We start from the raw sequence: 19,170 nt of genomic DNA on the forward strand, positions 1-19,170 counted from the left end.
GGGGGGGGGGCGGCGATGGCCGGACGCGCAGTGCTCCCAGGCCGCCTGCGGCGCCGGCTGACGATCGCGTTCGTCCTGGTCGCCGGCGTCTCGGCCGGGTTGCTCGCCGGCGGGACCGGGCTCCTGCTGCGGCAGTCCTGGCTGGACGCGTCGCTGCACGAGGCCGCCGCCGACGCCCGCTACCAACTCGTCCTCGCCGGGCAGTTCCTGCCGCTGACCGAGCAGCGCAGCACCGAACTGCTCACCAGTTTCGAGGCCAGCGGGCGGCACGTGGTGCTCGTCGACGGCCCGGCCCGCGCCTCGCACCCCGCGTACGCCCCGGTGCTGGGCGCCCGGCTGCGGGCCGACGTCGCGGACGGGCGGCTCGGTTATCAGCGCTCCGCACCTGCGGAGCGTCCTCGGCTGCTGGTGGTCGGCGGGCGCATCCCCGGCTCGACCGCCGAGCTGTACGTCCTCACCGTGGAGGACGAGGTCGCCACCGACCTGGGTCAACTGCGTACCGCGCTGGTGGCCGGCTGGCTGCTCGTGGTGTTGCTCGCCGCCGCGGTGGGTCACGCGCTGGCCTGCCGCACGTTGGAGCCGGTGGGCCGGGCCAGCCGGGCCGCCCGAGCGCTCACCGAGGGCCTGCTCGCCACCCGCCTACCGGTACGCGGGCACGACGAGTTCAGTGTCTGGGCGGCCACGTTCAACGAGATGGCCGAGGCGCTGGAGTCGAAGATCGCGGCGCTGTCGGACGCGCAGGCCCGCGAGCGGAGGTTCACCGCCGATGTCGCGCACGAGCTGCGTACCCCGGTGACCGCGTTGGTGGCCGCGGCGTCGCTGCTGCGTGAGCACCTCGACCAGTTGCCCGACGACGCCCGGCCGGCCGCCCGGCTGCTGGTCGGCGACGTGGTCCGGCTGCGCCGGCTGGTCGAGGACCTGATGGAGATCTCCCGGTTGGACGCCGGGCGGGAGCGGTTGGCCGTCGAACCGGTCGACGCGGTGGCGCTCCTGCACGGCATCGTCGCGGCGCGCGGCTGGTCGCCGCGGGTGCGGGTCGGCGGAGACCCGGTCGCGCTGCGCACCGACCCGCGGCGGCTGGAGCGGGTGCTGGCCAACCTGGTGGCCAACGCGGTCGAGCACGGCGCGGGTGAGATCACGGCCGGCGTGACCGGCGCGGGCCGGCTGGTCGTCTTCGAGGTGACCGACCAGGGGCCCGGCATCCCGGCCGATCACCTGCCCCGCGTGTTCGACCGCTTCCACCAGGTCGACCCCGCCCGCTCCGCGCCGGGCAGCGGGCTCGGGCTGGCCATCGCCCGCGAGCACACCGTCCTGCTCGGCGGCGTGCTGGGGGTGCGCAGCGAACCGGGCGAGGGCACCCGGTTCCGGCTGGAGCTGCCCGCCGACGGTCCCACCGGGTCGCGCCGCGACGTGCCGCGCCCAGCCGATCGCGCCGACATCGCGGGGCGTACCGCTGGCCCCTCTGGCGGTGCGGGGTGAGCCGCCGCGGCCGGGCGGGGTGCGGGATGAGGGGCCGCCTGGCGTGGTGGGGCGCACCGGTGCTCGTCGCGGTGCTCCTGCTCGGCGGCTGCGGTACTCCCCGCTCCGGCGACCTGGGCCCGGCGCCCACCGCGCCGCCGTCGAGCGCCGCACCCACCGGTGGTGCGGAACCGCCCCCGACCCCGGTCGCGGAGCCGACGACGCCGCCCGCCGACCGACCGCCGCGTCCGGCGGCGTCGGCGTCCACCGGCACCCGCCGGCCGGACCCGGTGACCATCGAGCTGTGGTACGTCCGCGCCGGGTTGCTCGTGCCGACCCGGCGTACCCGACCGGCCACGGTCGCGACGTCGAGGCTGGCGCTCACCGAGTTGGCCGCCGGGCCGACCCCGGCCGAGGCCGGCACCGGGATGACCACCCTGCTGCCGACGGGCGTCGAGGTCACCCGGATCGCCGACGGCGTGGCGACGCTGCGGCTCCCGGCCGTCGGCGACCCAGTTACCCGACGGCTGCGCGAGGCGCAGGTGGTGTGGACGCTCACCCAGTTCCCCACCGTGCGTCAGGTCCGCCTCGACGGCGCGGCCCCGCTCGGGCGGGCGGACTACGCGGACCTGCTGCCGCCGATCGTGGTCACCGGCCCGATCCCCGGGGAGCGGGTCTCCGCCCCGCTCGTCGTCACCGGCACCGCCGGTGTGTTCGAGGCCACGGTGAGCGTCCGGGTGCTGGACGCGGCCGGCCGGGAGGTGGCCACCGGTTTCGGCACCGCCAGTTGCGGCAGCGGCTGCCGGGGTGGTTACCGGGTGGTGCTGGGCTGGCGCGCGCTGCGCGAGCAGAAGGGCAGGGTCGAGGTGTACGAGGTGTCCGCCCGGGATGGCGCACGGATCAACACGGTGGCCGTGCCGGTGGTCCTCGCCCCCGGCACCTGAGCACTCCGTTTCCCCGACGGACTCCGGCTGGAAACGCAATCGTTTCGCCTACTCCATGCGACGGAACTCACGAAAGCCTGCACGATCGGACAACCGCGAACTAGGGTCAGTACGAAATCGTTTCAACGGGGGGTTGGGATGCTGGGTGGTCAGCAGGTGAGCGCGGGCGCCGGGGTGCCGGCCGCCCGGGCTCCTCGGTGCACCGACGGCGACCTGTTCACCGTGGTCATCGACCTGCTCCGCGAGGTCGGCTACGACCGGATGACCATCGACGCCGTCGCCGCCCGCGCCCACGTCAGCAAGGCCACCATCTACCGGCGCTGGGACGGCAAGGCCGAGCTGGTCGTCGCCGCCCTGCGCGACCGGCACGTGGGTGTGCACAACCCGCCCGACACCGGGTCCCTGCGCGGGGACCTGATCGAGTTGCTGCGGGCCACGGCCGCGATCTGCACGGCCGACTGCGACCTGATGCAGGCGTTGACCTTCGCCATGCGGACCAATCCCGAGCTGGAACGTCTGGTGCGCCACCAGGTGCTGCCGGCGGGGCGGGTGGCCAGCACCGCCATCCTGGTCCGGGCCGCCGCCCGCGGGGAGATCCCCCCGGAGGCCGGCGAGCGGGAGCTGTTCCACGATCTGGCGCCCGCGCTCACCATGTCCCGCATCGTCGCGCACGGCCTACCCGCCGATGACGCGTTCCTCACCCAGGTCGTCGACCAGGTGCTGATCCCGGTGCTCCGCTATCGGCACGACCGTCCGTCTCCGGCCTGAAATCACCGAATATTCCGCAACACGGAAGGCTTCACCATGCCCGGAACCACCTCGACCGCACCCGGCGCGCCCCGCGCCGGGGCGTCGACAGGCGCACCGCACCCGCGGCGCTGGATCGCGCTGGCGGTCATCGCGGTCTCACAGCTGATGGTCGTCCTGGACGCCACCATCGTGAACATCGCGCTGCCGCAGGCCCAGGCCGACCTGGGGATCACCGACGCGAACCGGCAGTGGGTGATCACCGCCTACACGCTGGCCTTCGGTGGTCTGCTGCTGCTCGGCGGTCGCATCGCCGACTACTGGGGGCGCAAGCGCACCTTCCTGGTCGGCATGACCGGTTTCGCGCTCGCCTCCGCGCTGGGTGGTCTGGCCACCACCGGTGGGATGCTCTTCGCCGCCCGCGCGTTGCAGGGCGCCTTCGGCGCGCTGCTCGCCCCGGCCGCGTTGGCGCTGCTCACCGTCCTCTTCACCGAGGCCACCGAGCGGGCCAAGGCCTTCGCGGTGTACGGCGCGATCGCCGGCGGCGGTTCCGCTGTCGGTCTGCTGCTCGGCGGGGTGCTCACCGAGTACGCCGACTGGCGCTGGTGCCTGCTGGTCAACATCCCGGTCGCCGCCATCGCCATCGCCTTCGCGCTCCCGTTGGTGCCGGAGAGCCGGGCCCATGGCAACACCCGCTACGACGTACCCGGCGCGATCGTGGTGACCGCCGGCCTGGTCTCCCTGGTGTACGGCTTCACCAAGGCCGCCGAGGACGGCTGGGACGCCACTGTGACGCTCGGCTTCATCGCCGCGGGTGTGCTGCTGCTCGCCGCCTTCGTGGTGATCGAGCTGCGCTCCAGCCACCCGTTGCTGCCGCTGCGGATCATCCTGGACCGCAACCGGGGCGGGGCGTTCCTCACCTCGACGCTGATCGGCGCCGGCCTGTTCGGTGCGTTCCTCTTCCTGACCTTCTACTTCCAGGTGGTTTTGCAGTACAAGCCGCTCGAAGCCGGTCTCGCGTCGCTGCCGGTGACCGCCGGTGTGCTGATCGCCGCGGGCGGCGCCAGCCAGCTGATGCCCCGGCTGGGCGCCAAGCCGCTGATGGTCGCCGGTGCGGCGCTCGCCGCCGTGGGCATGCTGGTGCTGACCCAGATCGACGTGGACACCCCGTTCCTCACCCACCTGCTGCCCGCACAGGTCATCCTGGGCCTCGGGCTGGGCTTCACCTTCGTCCCGCTGTCCAGCCTCGCCCTGGTCGGGGTGCCGGAGCACGACGCCGGGGCGGCCAGCGCGACGCTCAACGCCACCCAGCAGATCGGCGGGTCGCTCGGCACCGCCCTGCTGAACACCTTCTACACCAGCGCGGTCGCCGCCTATCTGGTCGGCCGGGCGCCGAACCCGGTGAACCAGGTCGAGGCGCTGGTGCACGGCTACCGGGTGGCCTTCGCCTGGGGCGCGGCGCTGATCGTGCTGGCCGGACTGGCCACCCTGGTCCTGGTGAAGGTGCGCAAGGAGGACATCCCGACCGGCAACACCGTGCACATGGGCTGAGCTGACCGACTGACCTGGCCGCCGGCCGGCCCGCCCCGACCGTGGGGTGGGCCGGGCCGGCGGCCACGTCCGGTAACGTCCCGACCATCGTCGAAGAATCCGTTTGAGGAGACCCATGTCGACCCCTGCTGACCAGATCATCACAGCTCTGCGCGCGGGCCACGAGGAGCTCGCCGCGCTCGTTCGGGACCTCAAGGAAGACGACCTGCTCCGGCCGTCGGGTGCCAGCGAGTGGCAGGTCTCCCAGGTGCTGAGCCACCTGGGCAGCGGCGCCGAGATCAACCTGGCGACGCTGGACGCCGCCCGCACCGGCGCGCCCGGCCCGGACGGAGACTTCAACCGTGGCGTGTGGGCACGCTGGGACGCGATGTCCCCGGCCGAGCACGCCGCCGGCTTCCTCGCCACCAACGAACGGCTGGTCCAGGCGTACGAGGCGCTGGACGCCGAGACCCGCGCCTCGATGCGTATCGACCTCGGTTTCCTGCCGGAGCCGGTCGACGTGGCGACCGCGGCCCGGTTCCGGCTCAGCGAGTTCGCCCTGCACCAGTGGGACACCGAGGTGGCGTTCAACCCGTTCGCGGCGGTGACGCCGGGGGCGGTGGCGCTGCTGCTCGACCAGATCGGCGGCCTGCTGGCCTGGACCAGCCGACCGCAGGAGCTGGCCGGGCGGGAGGGCACCCTGCTGGTCCGGCTGCACGCGCCCGATCGGACGTTCGGGCTGCGGCTGGGCGAGCGGGTCGAAATCGTCGACGCGCCGGAGCGCCCCGACGGGGAGCTGGCGGCCCCGGCCGAGGCGTGGCTGCGGCTGGCCACCGGACGGCTGGGCCGCGAGCACACCCCCGAAGGGGTCGAGGCGACCGGTCCGGTGACCCTCGACGACCTGCGCCGGGTCTTCGTCGGCTTCTGAGCCGGTGCCGCGCGGGCCGGGTGACCCGGCCCGCGCGGTCGCTCAGCCCTTCACACAGAGCACCTGCTTGAGGTGCGCGACCACCTCGACCAGGTCCTCCTGCTGGGCCATCACCTCCGTGATGTCCTTGTACGCGCCGGGGATCTCGTCGACCACCCCGGCGTCCTTGCGGCACTCCACCCCGGCGGTCTGCGCGGCCAGGTCGTCGGTGCTGAACGTCCGCTTGGCCTGCGCCCGTGACATCCGACGCCCCGCCCCGTGCGACGCCGAGCAGTACGCGTCCGGGTTCCCCCGACCCCGCACGATGTACGACCCGGTGCCCATCGACCCGGGGATGATGCCCAGGTCACCCCGGCCGGCCCGGATCGCTCCCTTACGGGTGACCAGCACCTCCACCCCGTCGTAGGTCTCCTCGGCGACGTAGTTGTGGTGGCAGCTGATCGGCTCGTCGTAGCCGACCTGCGGGAAGTGCTCACGCACCACGCCGCAGAGCAGGGCCAGCATGACCGCCCGGTTGCGCCGCGCGTACTCCTGCGCCCACCACAGATCCCGCCGGTACGCGTCCATCTCCGGCGTGCCGGCGAGGAACACGGCCAGGTCCCGGTCGGGCAGGTCGGCGTTGTGCGGCAGCTTCCGGGCCACCCCGATGTGCCGCTCCGCCAACTCCTTGCCGATGTTGCGGGAGCCGGAGTGCAGCATCAGCCAGACCCGCCCCTCGTCGGCGCCGCCCTGCTCCAGGCAGACCTCGATGAAGTGGTTGCCCCCGCCGAGAGTGCCGAGCTGCCGCTGCGCCCGCGTCTCCAGCTGCGCCACCCGCCGGTCCAGGCCGGCGAACCGGCCCCAGAAGTCGGCCCACCCGGCCTGCTCGAGGCCCCGGACCCGACGCGGGTCGACCGCGTCCGTGCGCTGGGCGAAGCCGACCGGGATGGTGGCCTCGATCGCGGAGCGCAGCCCGGCCAGGTCGTCGGGCAGGTCGGCGGCGGTCAGTGAGGTACGCACCGCCGACATTCCGCAGCCGATGTCGACGCCGACCGCGGCCGGCGAGACGGCCTGCCGCATGGCGATCACCGAGCCGACCGTGGCGCCCTTGCCGAAGTGCACGTCGGGCATCACGGCGACACCCTGCACCCAGGGCAGCGCGCCGATGTTGCGCAGCTGCTTGGCGGCCTGCGGCTCGATGGCGTACGGGTCGGTCCAGACCCGGACCGGTGCCCGGGTACCGGCGAGCGGGGTGAATCCCATGGTGGACTCCTTCAGTCGTGCCGTGACCGTTAATGATCAGATTGGGGTCGCCAGCGGCGGTGTGCGGATACGAAAGGGCCGCCCGATCCCGGTGGGATGGGCGGCCGGCGGACGCGTCAGCGTCGGCGTCAGTCGCGCCACCCCGGCTGGTAGCGCCGCAATGGGCAGCAGGCACGGGTTTTGGCGGTGAGTTGCGGAGGGGCACCGGCGGGGAGCAGGCGCGAGGCGGCATCGGTGCGGTCGCGTCGCGGCACGGCGTACTCCCCTCGGGGTGTGATCGGTTGACTTGCACCGACGAGACTAGGAGGGCGGCGGCGCGTCCGCAATGGATATCGCCCCGAGCCTGGCCGGCGGCGGTTGTGGGGCAGACTCGCGGACATGGTGGAGACCTCGGTGCGCCTACTGCGGCTGCTGACCCTCCTGCAGGTCCGTCGGGAGTGGTCCGGCGCGGAGCTGGCCGACCGGCTCGCGGTCACCACCCGCACCGTGCGCACGGACGTGGAGCGGCTGCGGGTGCTGGGCTACCAGATCGAGTCACACCCCGGGGTCGCCGGTGGTTACCGGCTCGGTGCCGGGTCGGCGCTGCCACCGCTGCTGCTCGACGACGACGAGGCGGTGGCGGTGGCCGTCGGGCTGCGGGCAGCCGCCGGCGGCTCGGTGACCGGCATCGAGGAGACCTCCCTGCGGGCGCTGGCCAAGCTGGAGCAGTCGCTGCCGGCGCGGCTGCGGCACCGGGTGGACGCTCTGCGCACCGCGACCGTCTCCGCCGCCGGCGGCGGCCCGACCGTGGACGCCGACACCCTCACCGCCGTCTCCACCGCAGTGCACCGCCGGGAGCGGCTGCGCTTCGACTACGCCGGGCATGACGGCACGATCAGCGTGCGCGACGTCGAGCCGTACCGGCTGGTCTACACCGGGCGGCGGTGGTACCTGCTGGGGTGGGACACCGACCGGTGCGACTGGCGGACCTTCCGCGCCGACCGGCTCCAGCCCCGGGTGCCGACCGGCCCGCGCTTCGCGCCCCGGGAGCCGCCAGGTGGCGACGCGGTCGCGCACGTGCTGCGCGGCGTCGGCTCCACGGCCTGGCCACACCCCGCCCGGGTACGCCTGCACGCGTCGGCCGACACGATGGCGCGGCGGATGCCCAGCACGGCGGGCCTGCTGGAGGCGATCGACGAGCAGACCTGCCTGCTGCACACCGGCGGGGAGTCGCTGGGCAATCTCGCCGCCTTCCTCGGCACCCTGGCTGTCGACTTCGACGTGCTCGACCCGCCGGAGCTACGTGCCGTCATCCGGGACGTCGCCGCCCGGTTCGCTCGTGCCGCCGGCCCCGCGCCGGGGTGAGTGACTGTCTACCCCGGCGCGGGCGTGCCGGTGCGGCTACGACTGTGGCACCAGCCGGAAGGACTGCGCCGCGGTGCCGTTGCAGGTGTACTGGACGAGCTGGACGCTGTCCGCGGTGGACGCCCCCGGGACGTCGAGGCACTTGCCGCTGAGCCGGTTGACCAGCCGGTAGTAGCCGCCTCCCTCCGACTCGGCCCGCCACTGCTGGTTGTTGCCGCCGCTGTAGGACCAGAGCTGGATGGGCGCCGAGTCGGCGGTCGACCGGTCCTTCACGTCGAGCACCTGGGCGCTGTTGTTGCGGTTGTTGACCCGCAGGTAGCCGCCGCTGGTCGGCACGAACTGATACTGCTGGGCGGCGCTGCTGTTGCACGCGTACTGCTGGATGGCGGTGCCGTTCGCGCTGGCCGCGGCCCGCGCGTCCACGCACTTGCCGTTGCCCCGGTTGACGACGGTGTGCCACGCGGTCGGCGAGATGGTGCCGTCGGACGGCGGCGTCGTCGGGGGCGTGGTGCCGACGCCGGCGAGCCAGTGCAGCCCGTCGATCAGCAACTGGTTCTGCTGCGGGCTGTCGAAGGTGGAGGACAGCCCGGTGTTGGTGCTGTAGTTCATCGCGTTGTGGCCGAAGTTGGCGTACAGCATCTTGTACTGCCGGTTGCTCCAGACCAGCGGGTAGTAGCCGCCGTACCAGGACTGGTTGGGGTCGGTGCCGACCGGGAAGCTGGACGGGTCGATCGAGGCGAGGATGTCGATGTTGGGGTTCTGCCGCAGGTCGTTGCTCCACGAGTACCACTCGCTGATCGACGACGGGAAGGTCGCCGGGAGGTTGCGGGTGGCGGCGTGCGTGCGGTTGTCGGCGCGCATGGTGACGCGGGTGGGTCCCCAGGTGTTCGTCTGGAACGAGCCGGTGCCGAGGAAATTGTTGTAGTACCAGCTCCAGCTCGACGGGTTGTCGGTCCACGCGCTGACGTGGAAGCCCAGCCACGCCCCGCCGTTCTGCATGTACTGCTGGAACGCGGCCCGCTGCGCGGTGGGCGGCGCGTCGTCCAGGAACATGACGACCTTGTACTGGGCCAGGTTGGCGCTGTTCAGCAGACCCCAGTTGTTGGTGGCCTCCCAGGAGAAGCCGTACTGGGCGGCGGCCTGCGGGAACCAGGCCCGGGCGTCCTTGACGAAGTCGATGTGCGCGGCGTCCCAGGTGCCGTTGTAGAAGGCCAGCACCTTGAACGTCGGCGCGGCCTGCGCGCCGCGCGAGGCGTTGACCGCGAGACCGGCGGTCACCGCGACGACCAGGGCGACGAACAACGACAGGATCCGTCTGGTACGGGTGGAGAGTTCTGCGATCACCTGATCGTCCCTTCGGTCGGGACGCGCGCCGCCGCGTCGATGTGCATCTGTTCACAAGGTTTACAGATAGATGAGAGGTTATGCCTCCGGTTGGGCGTCGTCAATCGAGGGGCGGCCGATCGGGTGGGATTCCTGCGGCAATGGGTACCCCGGCCGGATGACCAGCCCGGATGCGGTCGACGTCGACCAGCCGCTCGCCGTGGACGTACCCGCCGCGCCGCACGACGCCAGTGGCGAGCGGGTACCGACCCGCGACCTGGCCGGCCTCGCGCCGCCGGCCCGGTCGGCGCGCCGCTGGACCCCGGGCCGGGTGGTGGCCACCCCCGCCGCGCTCGACCACCCGCACGGCCAACGGATCGTCGAGCGGGTGCGGGCACTGGGCATCGAGGTGGAACACCTGCGCTCCAACCGGCTCACCGGGGTACGCGGACAGACCGACCGGGAGACCTACGCCCGCGCCAAGGCGACCATGGCGATCGTGGTCAGCCCACCCTCGCGACGGGTGCTGCAACCCATCGCGCCCAGCGCCGACTGGCGGGTCGACCTGGCCGAGGGCTGCCCGGCGCACTGCCAGTACTGCTACCTCGCCGGATCACTGTCCGGCCCACCGGTGACCCGGGTGTACGCGGACCTCGACGACATCCTCGCCGGGCTGAGCGGGTACGCCGGGCGTGGAACGGTGACCAGCCGCAACGCCCGACGCGCCGACGAGGGCACCACCTTCGAGGCGTCCTGCTACACCGACCCACTCGCCCTGGAGCACCTGACCGGCAGCTGGCGACGGGCGGTGCAGCACTTCGCCGACTGGGACGCGCCCGTGCAGTTGCGCTGGACCACCAAGTACGCGGACGTGGACACCTTCGTCGGGCTGCCGCACGCCGGCCGGACCCGGGTCCGTTTCAGCGTCAACTGCGCCCCGGTCGGGGAACGGTTCGAGGGCGGCACCGCCCGGGTGCCGGACCGGCTCGCCGCGCTGCGCCGGCTCGCCCTCGACGGCTACCCGGTGGGGCTCACCATCGCGCCGATCATCGCGTTGCCGGACTGGCGGGAGCGCTACGGCGAGTTGCTGGACCAGGTCCGCGCGGCGGTCGACGGGGTGCCGGATCTGGACCTGACCGCCGAGCTGATCACCCACCGGTTCACCCCGGGCAGCAAGGAGGTGCTGCTCGGCTGGTACCCGCGTACCCGGTTGGAGATGGACGAGGAGTCCCGCACCCGCAAGCACGGCAGGTTCGGCGCGGTGAAGTACGTCTACCCCCGCGAGCAGATGGCCGAGCTGCGGGACTGGTTCACGACCGAGCTGACCGCCCGGGTACCAGCCTGCCGGATCCTCTACTGGACCTGATCACCCGACCGAGGAGCGGGCGACCGGGGCGGCGAAGAAGGTGTCCGGGTACGGCTCGACGCGCAGGCTGTAGTGCCACCACTCCCGCTCGTAGTTGACGAACCCGGCGTCGGTCATCAGCCGCTGTAACAGCCGACGGTTGTCCCGCGCCGCCGCGGTGACACGCGAGTCGGCGGTGTGCGCCCGTGGGTCGAAGCAGTCGAAGCCCGTGCCCATGTCGATGCTGTTGTCGGCGAAGCGCTGCCCCCGCGGCGCGGTGCAGGCGACCAGCGGTTGCCCGACCCGGTACGGGGGTTGGCTGGCGGCGGGCTCGTCGACCAGGGTCAGGTCCATGGTGCTGCCCCGGCTGTGCGCGGTGGGCGCCCCGATGTATCCGTCGGCGAAGAGCCGCGTCTTGGGCACGTCCGGGTAGAACTCGGCCTTGGTCTGCTGCTCACCGGGGCTCTTCGCCCAGGAGACGAAGTCGTCGACCGCCGGTTGCGGGCGGTAGCAGTCGTACACCTTGAGACTGTGCCCACCGGCCAGCGCGGCGTCCTGTACGCGGCGCAACGCCTCGGCCGCCTGCCGGGTGAGCAGGCACAGCGGCTCACGGTAGCCGGTGATCGGTCGGCCGACGAAGTTGTGCGGGGTGCCGTAGCGGATGTCGGCGTGGATGCGCGGGTCGAGGTCGGTCAGCACCACGAACCCCGGCAACCGCTCGACCGGTGTGGGCGAGGGCGAGGGCGTGGACGGCACCGGCGTCGGCTGCGGCGCGGCCGGGGCGGGGCGGGGGTCCGGCCGCGAGCATCCGCCGAGCAGCGCGACGAGCGCGAGCAGGACGGCGATCCGGATTCGCACCAGTCCTGTCTATCAGCACCTCGGCCATGATCCACTCGGCTTCAGGGATTCCGGGGTGTCCGGGCCGTCGGACAGCCCGACATCAGGAAACCCGAGTCGATCACGGCTCGGCGGACGACCTCCGGGAGCCCGATGACGAGCCGGACCTCGACAAGGAGCCGATAGGCTTCCGGAACTTTTCCGCAACTCCGGCGAATCTTCAGCCGACCTCGCATGTCGTCAACCCGCATCGGTGAGGCAAGATGGCGCGTGGAACGGGCACGCCGTTTCGGGACACACGGCGGACGACGACCTGTCGTCGTTCCTCCGGCTCGGTGAAGGAGACGCGGGTGGGCGCGGACGACGGACGCAGGGTGACCATCACCGCGATCGCACGGGAGGCCGGGGTGTCGGTGCCGACCGTGTCCCGGGTGCTCAACGGTCGCTCCGATGTGGCCCCGGACACCCGGGAGCGGGTCGAGGAGTTGTTGCGCCACCACGGCTACCGGCGTCGCACCAGCCGCAGCGTTCGCCGTGCCGGCCTGGTCGACCTGGTCTTCAACGACCTGGACAGCCCTTGGGCGGTGGAGATCATCCGGGGTGTGGAGGATGTCGGGCACGGCGCGGGCGTCGGCACGGTGGTCTCCGCGATCCACCGGCAGCCCACCGCGGCCCGGCAGTGGCTGCAGAACCTGCGCACCCGGGCCACCGACGGCGTCATCTTCGTGACCTCGCACCTGAGCCCGCCGCTGCACGCGCAACTTCGTCGCCTCAACGTGCCGGTGGTGGTGGTCGACCCGGCCGGCGTGCCGGCCATGGACGTGCCGACGATCGGCGCCACCAACTGGGCCGGCGGGCTCGCCGCGACCGAGCATCTGCTCTCGATCGGGCACCGGCGCATCGGTTTCGTGGCCGGGCCGACGCACCTGCTGTGCAGCCGCGCGCGCCTCGACGGTTACCGGGCCGGGCTGGAGGCCGCCGGGGTGCCGGTGGACGACGCGCTGATCTACCCGGGCGATTTCTACCACGCCTCCGGGTTCGCCGGCGGCACCGCGCTGCTCGACCTCGCCGACCCACCGACCGGCATCTTCGCCGCCAGCGACCAGATGGCCTTCGGCGTCTACGAGGCCATCCGGCGTCGTGGGCTACGCGTTCCGGACGACGTGAGCGTGGTGGGTTTCGACGACCTGCCGGAAGCCCGTTGGGCCTCACCGCCGCTGACCACCGTGCGCCAACCGTTGGTCGAGATGGGACGGTTGGCGGCTCGCACCGTGCTGCGCCTGGCCCAGGGTGAGGGCATCGACTCCCCCCGGGTGGAACTCGCCACCGAACTGGTCGTTCGGGACAGCACCGCCGCCCCGCCGACCGGGTCGCCCGACCCGGCGTGACGGCCGGAACTGCGGCGGAGACCGGATGGACCGGTTCCGGTCGGTTCCCGAAAATTCCGGCCAGCGCGGTGGGCGACCGACGGTCACCCACCGCGCCGTACCGTCAGTGGTGGTGGTGCCAGCGGGTGGCCTTGCGGATGGTCACCGGCAACGCGGGCGCGCCGTCGACCGGCGCGGGGTCCTCGGCGGTCGGAGCCACTCCCCCGGCGGCGATCCGGTCCAGGGTGGCCAGGCCGGGCGCGTCGACCTCGCCGAAGATCGTGTAGTTGGGACGCAGCGCGGAGTTCGCGTACACCAGGAAGAACTGGCTGCCGTTGGTGTCCGGTCCGGCGTTGGCCATGGCCAGCACACCCCGGGCATAGACGCGCCGCTCCCCGGTCGGGTCGGTGGGCGCGGGCGGCAGGTCGGTCGGCAGTTCGTCGCGGTAGCGGTATCCCGGGCCACCCTCGCCGGTGCCGGACGGGTCACCGCACTGCAACACGCTCAGCGTCGGGTACGCGGTGAGCCGGTGGCACGGGGTGCGGTCGTAGAAGCGCTTGCCGACCAGGTGCAGGAAGCTCTGCACCGTGCACGGCGCGGCGGCCCGGTCCAGGGTCAACCCGATCGGCCCGTGGTTGGTCGCCAGGGTCACCCGGACAGTGCCCCGCGACGGCGTGCGGCGCGGGTCGGGCGGCAGCGGCACCGGCCGGGCGGCCGGCTCGTCCGGCGTCTCGGTGTACGCGCACGGGCCGTGAGTGGTGTGCGGTGGCCGGGCGGCGGTGTCGACGGCGGCGCTCTGCGGCGCGGTGGAGAGGCGCACCGCGTCGGCCGACGGGCCCGGTGCGGCGAGCGCGGTGGCGGACGCGCCGACGACCAGCGCCCCGGCGAGCACGGTCACGCCCGCGAGGCGGGTCAGGGCGCGAACCGGCCGGCGGGGTGCCGCCGGTGCGGGGCGCGTTTCGGGTTCACTCGACACAGGGATCCTCCTGGACTGGTGGTGCCAGAAAGACCGGAGTCTATGGACGGTGGCGCCCGATGTCGATCCGTCAGAGCATCCGACGGCGACGCCGCCACAGCAGCCCGCCCAACGACGCCAGCACCGCCGCGCCGCTGACGGCGGTCACCGACCAGAGCCAGCCCGAGTCGCTCCGCGCGGGACCACTGGCCGCCGCCGGCCGGGGCGCGCCGGGTGCCGCCAACGCGGACGGCGCCACCGACGGCGTGGCGGTCAGCTCGCCGGGCTCGACCAACCGGCCCACGGAGGCGCCCCGGGGCAGCGTGAAGCCCCAGTCCAGCAGGGCCGCGCCCTGTTCCCAGCCGCGTACCGGCGCCGATTCGGCACCCAGCAGGGTCACCACCAGCCGCCGTCCGCCGCGTTCCGCCGCCCCCACGTAGGTGTGCCGGGCCAGATCGGTGAAGCCGGTCTTGCCGCCGAGCGCCCCCGGGTACCGGTAGATGAGCTGGTTCTCGTTCTGGATCTCGAAGCCCTTGGTGCGTTGCGCCGGCTGCGCCGGAATCGACGTCTGCTCGGTCAGCGCGTAGCGGCGGAAGGTCGGCTCGGCGAAGCAGGCCCGGGCGATCAGTGCCAGGTCGTACGCGCTGGTGAACTGCCCCCTGCCGTCAAGTCCCGACGGGGTGACCGCGTGTGTCTGGAGCGCGCCGAGGTGGTGGGCCTTCTCGTTCATGGCGCGTACGCCGGCGGCGCTGTCCGTGCCGCTGCCGAGTCGGGCCAGCGCGTTGGCGGCCTCGTTGCCCGAGTTGAGCAGCAACCCGAGCCAGATGGTCTCGATGGTGTACCGACCGCCTTCGACCAGGCCCACGGCCGAGGAGCCGGGTTCGATGTCCATGTCCGCGTCGGTGACGGTGACCGTCTGCTTCGGGTCGAGCCTGGGCAGCATCGTGGCCGCCAGCAGGAGTTTCTGCACGCTCGCCGGTGTGCCGTACTCGTGGGGGCCGCAGCCGCCGAGGACCTGGCCGCTGTCCAGGTCGGCGACCAGCCACGAGGTGGCGGTGACCCCCGGTGGCGCGCCGACGCCGGCCGGCACGACCAGGCCGGCCGTGTCCAGTGCCGCGCCGCCGACCACCCGTTGCTCGGGCACGGCGGGCGGGGGTGAGGGCCGGGGCGGGCGGGACGCCGCTGGCGCCGGGACCCGCGGGCAGCGCACCGTCGGCGCGGCGGACGCTCCCGCCGCGCCCACCGGCACGGGAGCGAGCAGGACGGCGGACGTCGTGGCCGCAAGCAGCGCAGCTCTCATGTGCCCGACCCTAGTCAGGAGGATCGCCCGGCGGGACGGGATGCCGGTCAACCCGCGTCGCCGCGACCGCGCAGGTAGTCGTGCAGGGCGGCGCTGCCCCGCAGCCGGCGCAGGCTGCGGGCGTGCAGCTCCTGCTCGCGACGGGCCAACTCGGCGCGGACTCGTTGGGCGCTGCCGGTGGTCCGCAGTTCGCCCAGCACCGCCGCGATGATCTCGAACGGGTACGCGCCCCGGCGCAACAACGCGATGACCTGCGCGGCGCGTAGCTCTGCCTCGTCGTACACCCGGTAGTTGGTGCCCGGGGTGCGCCCCGGGCGCAGCAGCCCGCGCTCCTCCCACAGCCGCAGCTGCGAGGTCCGGACCCCGACCAGGGTGGCGACCTCGCCGATGCGGGCGTCGTGGCGCGGCGCCGGCCGGGCCGCAGGTGGGCTGGCCAGCACGGTCTCGAAGGCGCCGAGCACCCGGCGGATCTCGGCGCGTTCCCGGTCCAGCTCGGCGTGGCCGCCGTCGAGCGCCGCCAGCGCCGCCGGCAGGTCACCCCGGTGCACCGCCGCCATGACTTCCCGGGTACGGATCCAGCCGTGCCCCTCGGCCATCCGTCGCGCCACGGTCAGCGCCCGCGCGTGTTCGCCGGTGAAGATCCGGTAGCCGCTCGCGGTGCGCCGCACCGGCGGCAGGACCCCCAGCTCGACGTAGTTGCGCACCTGCTGCACCGAGATGCCGACGGTGGCCGCCAGGTCCACGGCGCGCAGCCGGTCCTTCGGGGCGACGTCCACCCGAGCACCCTAGCGCTTACGACGTGATTTGAGACTTTCTAGGACACGCTGCTGCCGTCCGCGCTGGGATTCCGTCGAAACTCTCTACATGGGGATGAATGAGACAATGGAACCCGCCAGTGTTCGGCGGGAGAAGTCCCGCCACGATTCCGTGAAGGGTTCGCATGTCGCAGCCAGCATGGTCCGCCGCCGACAGCCACGACATGATCGAGGTACGCGGGGCGCGGGAGAACAATCTCGCCAGCGTCTCGGTCGACATCCCCAAGCGCCGGTTGACCGTCTTCACCGGTGTCTCCGGATCAGGCAAGTCGTCGCTGGTGTTCGGCACCATCGCCGCAGAGTCCCAGCGCATGATCAACGAGACCTACAGCGCCTTCCTCCAGTCGTTCATGCCGAACCTCAACCGGCCGGACGTCGACTCGCTGCGCAACCTCAGCGCCGCCATCGTCGTCGACCAGGAGCGGATGGGCGCCAACTCCCGCTCCACCGTCGGCACCGCCACCGACGCGTACGCCATGCTGCGGATCCTCTTCAGCCGACTCGGGCAACCGTCGATCGGCGGTGCCGGGGCGTTCAGCTTCAACCTGCCCGAGGGCATGTGCCCCACCTGCGAGGGGCTCGGCCGGGTCTCCGACCTCGACGTCAACGAGTTGGTGGACGTCGAGCGCTCCCTCAACGACGGCGCGATCACCGCGCCCAACTTCGCGGTCGGCTCCTGGTACTGGCAGACCATCGTCGGCTCCGGCCTGTTCGACCCGGACGTCAAACTCCAGGACTTCACCCCCCAACAGTGGGAGGACCTCCTGCACAAGCCGCCCACGAAGATCAAGGTGGGCAGCAACAACTGGACGTACGAGGGCCTCGCGGTCAAGGTCAAGCGGCTTCTTCTCGCCAAGGACCGCGAGTCGATGCAACCGCACATCCGCGCGTTCGTCGACCGGGCGGTCACCTTCACCACCTGCGGCGACTGCGGCGGCACCCGACTCAACGCGGCGGCCCTGTCCTCGCGCATCGCCGGCCACACCATCGCCGACTGCTCGGCGATGCAGATCAGCGACCTGGCCGCGTTCGTCCGCGGCGTCGACGACCCGGGCGTGGCACCCCTCATCGCCAACCTCCGTGACCTGCTGGACTCCCTGGTCGAGATCGGGCTGGGTTACCTCAGCCTGGACCGTGAGTCGGCGACCCTGTCCGGTGGTGAGGCGCAACGGGTGAAGATGGTCCGGCACCTCGGCTCCAGCCTCTCCGACGTCACGTACGTCTTCGACGAACCCACCGTCGGCCTGCACCCGCACGACATCGCCCGGATGAACGACCTGCTGCTGCGGCTGCGCGACAAGGGCAACACCGTGCTGGTGGTGGAACACAAACCGGAGACCATCGCCATCGCCGACCACGTGGTCGACCTCGGGCCGGGGGCCGGCACCGACGGTGGACGGATCTGCTTCACCGGCGACGTCCCCGCGCTACGCCGCTCCGACACGCTCACCGGTCGGCACCTCGACCACCGCGTGACCCTGCGCGAGGCGGTACGCCGACCGACCGGGCAACTTCCCATCCGCCGGGCCGACCTGCACAACCTGCGCGACGTCGACGTGGACATCCCGCTCGGGGTCCTCACCGTGGTCACCGGCGTGGCCGGCTCCGGCAAGAGCTCACTGATCCACGGGTCGCTGCGCGGCCGGTCCGGGGTCGTCATCGTCGACCAGTCCCCGATCCGTGGCTCACGCCGCAGCAACCCGGCCACCTACAGCGGGCTGCTCGACCCGATCCGCGCCGCCTTCGCCAAGGCCAACGGAGTCAAGGCGGCGCTGTTCAGCGCCAACTCCGAGGGCGCCTGCCCGGCCTGCAAGGGAATCGGGCTCATCTACACCGACCTGGCGATGATGGCCGGCGTCGCGAGTGTCTGCGAACGATGTGAAGGGCGACGCTTCACCGACGAGGTGCTCACGTACACGCTGCGCGGCAAGAACATCAGCGAGGTACTGGCCATGTCCGTCACCGGGGCGTACGCCTTCTTCCCCAGCGGGTCGGCGCATCTCATCCTCGGTCGGCTGGTCGACGTCGGGCTGGGCTACCTCCGCCTCGGTCAGCCGCTGACCACGCTGTCCGGCGGGGAACGGCAACGACTCAAGCTCGCCATCCACCTCGCGGAGAGGGCCACCACGTACGTCCTGGACGAGCCGACCACCGGCCTGCACCTGGCCGACGTGGACCAACTGCTGGCCCTGCTCGACCGAATGGTCGACGCCGGAAACACGGTGATCGTCATCGAGCACCACCAGGCGGTCATGGCACACGCCGACTGGCTCATCGACCTCGGTCCCGGCGCCGGCCACGACGGCGGGCGGATCGTCTTCACCGGCACCCCGGCCGAACTGGTCGCCACCGGTGACACCCTCACCGCCAACCACCTACGCGAGTACGTCAACGAACCGGCGATGGCCGCCCAGAGCTGACACCGCTGCGGCGACGGCGATGGGGTGCGGTGACGGTCAGGCGACGCGGCGCAGCCAGCGCCGCTGCCAGGGCGTCTCCACCGCCTTCGGGTGGTAGCCGGCCCGAACCCACGGCACCGCCCGCTCGACCGGCAGCCCGTCGAGGATCGCCAGCGCGGCCAGGGCCGTTCCGGTGCGACCCACCCCGCCTCGGCAGGCCACTTCGACGCGTTCGCCAGCATGCGCCCGCCGCAGCGCCTCCCGCAGGGCATCGATCGCTTCGGCGCGGTCGAGCGGTACCCAGAAATCGGGCCACCGGACCCGCCGGTACGGCCAGGCAGGCTCCGGGCCGGGTGCCAACAGCACGGCGAAGTCGGCGGGCGAGGTCGCCGCAGCGATGCGGCGCCCACGCACCACGACGCCACTGGGCAGTGCGAGTACTCCCGACTGCTCGGGCCACGGCTGCACGTCAGTCACCCGAACATTGTGCCGCCGCCGTCCGACGACAGGCGGGACAGACAGCGCCGCCCCCGGCCGGTGAGCCGGGGGCGGCGCTGACGTCGGTGTGCAGGTCGCCTCTCGGCGAGTGGCACGACGCGGCTCCAGCCGAACGGTATTCCGCGAGGGCAATTTGGG

The 19,170-nt window shown here is 72.6% G+C and carries 16 protein-coding genes; 9 read left to right on the forward strand and 7 right to left on the reverse strand.

Annotation, left to right across the window (positions count from 1 at the left end; all coding sequences use genetic code 11):
- Nucleotides 1–15 precede the first annotated feature (15 nt).
- From AB0J33_RS29375 to AB0J33_RS29395, 5 genes are all read left to right on the forward strand, one after another.
- The gene (locus tag AB0J33_RS29375) at nucleotides 16–1,479 is read left to right on the forward strand and encodes a HAMP domain-containing sensor histidine kinase (protein ID WP_363618065.1); all 1,464 of its coding nucleotides are present in this window, start codon (nucleotides 16–18) and stop codon (nucleotides 1,477–1,479) included.
- A 26-nt stretch (nucleotides 1,480–1,505) separates the two neighbouring features.
- Nucleotides 1,506–2,402, forward strand: coding sequence for a Gmad2 immunoglobulin-like domain-containing protein (locus AB0J33_RS29380; protein ID WP_363618067.1), 897 nt, complete (start codon nucleotides 1,506–1,508; stop codon nucleotides 2,400–2,402).
- A gap of 138 nt (nucleotides 2,403–2,540) precedes the next feature.
- The gene (locus tag AB0J33_RS29385; RefSeq protein ID WP_363618069.1) at nucleotides 2,541–3,170 is read left to right on the forward strand and encodes a TetR/AcrR family transcriptional regulator; all 630 of its coding nucleotides are present in this window, start codon (nucleotides 2,541–2,543) and stop codon (nucleotides 3,168–3,170) included.
- A 36-nt stretch (nucleotides 3,171–3,206) separates the two neighbouring features.
- Nucleotides 3,207–4,700 (forward strand): DHA2 family efflux MFS transporter permease subunit, encoded by a 1,494-nt coding sequence (locus AB0J33_RS29390; RefSeq protein ID WP_363618071.1) that lies wholly within the window; start codon nucleotides 3,207–3,209, stop codon nucleotides 4,698–4,700.
- 115 nt (nucleotides 4,701–4,815) lie between these two features.
- The gene (locus AB0J33_RS29395) at nucleotides 4,816–5,607 is read left to right on the forward strand and encodes a maleylpyruvate isomerase family mycothiol-dependent enzyme (protein WP_363618073.1); all 792 of its coding nucleotides are present in this window, start codon (nucleotides 4,816–4,818) and stop codon (nucleotides 5,605–5,607) included.
- Between the two features lie 42 nt (nucleotides 5,608–5,649).
- On the opposite strand, the gene AB0J33_RS29400 is transcribed toward AB0J33_RS29395, so the two are convergent.
- Complete coding sequence (locus AB0J33_RS29400; RefSeq protein ID WP_363618075.1) at nucleotides 5,650–6,849, reverse strand: RtcB family protein; 1,200 nt, start codon at nucleotides 6,847–6,849, stop codon at nucleotides 5,650–5,652.
- 378 nt (nucleotides 6,850–7,227) lie between these two features.
- Here AB0J33_RS29400 and AB0J33_RS29405 point away from each other — a divergent pair, with 378 nt between their 5' ends.
- On the forward strand, nucleotides 7,228–8,193 hold the full coding sequence (locus AB0J33_RS29405; protein ID WP_363618077.1) for a YafY family protein: 966 nt from the start codon (nucleotides 7,228–7,230) through the stop codon (nucleotides 8,191–8,193).
- A 36-nt stretch (nucleotides 8,194–8,229) separates the two neighbouring features.
- On the opposite strand, the gene AB0J33_RS29410 is transcribed toward AB0J33_RS29405, so the two are convergent.
- Entirely contained in the window at nucleotides 8,230–9,537 is a 1,308-nt protein-coding gene (locus AB0J33_RS29410; protein ID WP_363618079.1) for an RICIN domain-containing protein, read from the reverse strand.
- 157 nt (nucleotides 9,538–9,694) lie between these two features.
- Here AB0J33_RS29410 and AB0J33_RS29415 point away from each other — a divergent pair, with 157 nt between their 5' ends.
- A complete protein-coding gene (locus AB0J33_RS29415) occupies nucleotides 9,695–10,882 on the forward strand; it encodes a spore photoproduct lyase family protein (protein WP_363618081.1) in 1,188 nt (395 codons plus the stop codon).
- Here the strand turns inward: AB0J33_RS29415 and AB0J33_RS29420 are convergent, their stop codons facing one another.
- Nucleotides 10,883–11,719 carry a M15 family metallopeptidase gene (locus AB0J33_RS29420; protein WP_363618083.1) on the reverse strand — a complete coding sequence of 279 codons (837 nt, stop codon included), beginning with the start codon at nucleotides 11,717–11,719 and terminating at the stop codon, nucleotides 10,883–10,885. It lies immediately after the preceding gene.
- Between the two features lie 329 nt (nucleotides 11,720–12,048).
- Between AB0J33_RS29420 and AB0J33_RS29425 the strand changes: the two genes are divergently transcribed.
- Nucleotides 12,049–13,086, forward strand: a complete 1,038-nt coding sequence (locus AB0J33_RS29425; RefSeq protein ID WP_363618085.1) for a LacI family DNA-binding transcriptional regulator — start codon at nucleotides 12,049–12,051, stop codon at nucleotides 13,084–13,086.
- A gap of 103 nt (nucleotides 13,087–13,189) precedes the next feature.
- On the opposite strand, the gene AB0J33_RS29430 is transcribed toward AB0J33_RS29425, so the two are convergent.
- From AB0J33_RS29430 to AB0J33_RS29440, 3 genes are all read right to left on the reverse strand, one after another.
- Nucleotides 13,190–14,041, reverse strand: coding sequence for a peptidylprolyl isomerase (locus AB0J33_RS29430; RefSeq protein WP_363618087.1), 852 nt, complete (start codon nucleotides 14,039–14,041; stop codon nucleotides 13,190–13,192).
- 70 nt (nucleotides 14,042–14,111) lie between these two features.
- Entirely contained in the window at nucleotides 14,112–15,320 is a 1,209-nt protein-coding gene (locus tag AB0J33_RS29435; protein ID WP_363618089.1) for a D-alanyl-D-alanine carboxypeptidase, read from the reverse strand.
- Between the two features lie 47 nt (nucleotides 15,321–15,367).
- A complete protein-coding gene (locus tag AB0J33_RS29440; RefSeq protein WP_363618091.1) occupies nucleotides 15,368–16,096 on the reverse strand; it encodes a MerR family transcriptional regulator in 729 nt (242 codons plus the stop codon).
- A gap of 164 nt (nucleotides 16,097–16,260) precedes the next feature.
- Between AB0J33_RS29440 and AB0J33_RS29445 the strand changes: the two genes are divergently transcribed.
- Entirely contained in the window at nucleotides 16,261–18,555 is a 2,295-nt protein-coding gene (locus AB0J33_RS29445; RefSeq protein ID WP_363618093.1) for an excinuclease ABC subunit UvrA, read from the forward strand.
- A gap of 36 nt (nucleotides 18,556–18,591) precedes the next feature.
- On the opposite strand, the gene AB0J33_RS29450 is transcribed toward AB0J33_RS29445, so the two are convergent.
- Nucleotides 18,592–19,011, reverse strand: coding sequence for a protein-tyrosine phosphatase family protein (locus AB0J33_RS29450; protein ID WP_363618095.1), 420 nt, complete (start codon nucleotides 19,009–19,011; stop codon nucleotides 18,592–18,594).
- Between the last annotated feature and the right edge of the window lie 159 nt (nucleotides 19,012–19,170).

The organism is Micromonospora sp. NPDC049645 (assembly GCF_040675155.1).
Lineage (GTDB): Bacteria > Actinomycetota > Actinomycetes > Mycobacteriales > Micromonosporaceae > Micromonospora.

Excerpts from the sequence above, each read along its gene's own strand:
- AB0J33_RS29400 (WP_363618075.1), bottom strand. The coding sequence starts at position 6,849 with ATGGGATTCACCCCGCTCGCCGGTACCCGGGCACCGGTCCGGGTCTGG.
- AB0J33_RS29385 (WP_363618069.1), top strand. The coding sequence starts at position 2,541 with ATGCTGGGTGGTCAGCAGGTGAGCGCGGGCGCCGGGGTGCCGGCCGCC.
- AB0J33_RS29395 (WP_363618073.1), top strand. The coding sequence starts at position 4,816 with ATGTCGACCCCTGCTGACCAGATCATCACAGCTCTGCGCGCGGGCCAC.
- AB0J33_RS29405 (WP_363618077.1), top strand. The coding sequence starts at position 7,228 with ATGGTGGAGACCTCGGTGCGCCTACTGCGGCTGCTGACCCTCCTGCAG.
- AB0J33_RS29415 (WP_363618081.1), top strand. The coding sequence starts at position 9,695 with ATGACCAGCCCGGATGCGGTCGACGTCGACCAGCCGCTCGCCGTGGAC.
- AB0J33_RS29445 (WP_363618093.1), top strand. The coding sequence starts at position 16,261 with ATGTCGCAGCCAGCATGGTCCGCCGCCGACAGCCACGACATGATCGAG.
- AB0J33_RS29435 (WP_363618089.1), bottom strand. The coding sequence starts at position 15,320 with ATGAGAGCTGCGCTGCTTGCGGCCACGACGTCCGCCGTCCTGCTCGCT.
- AB0J33_RS29380 (WP_363618067.1), top strand. The coding sequence starts at position 1,506 with ATGAGGGGCCGCCTGGCGTGGTGGGGCGCACCGGTGCTCGTCGCGGTG.
- AB0J33_RS29375 (WP_363618065.1), top strand. The coding sequence starts at position 16 with ATGGCCGGACGCGCAGTGCTCCCAGGCCGCCTGCGGCGCCGGCTGACG.
- AB0J33_RS29390 (WP_363618071.1), top strand. The coding sequence starts at position 3,207 with ATGCCCGGAACCACCTCGACCGCACCCGGCGCGCCCCGCGCCGGGGCG.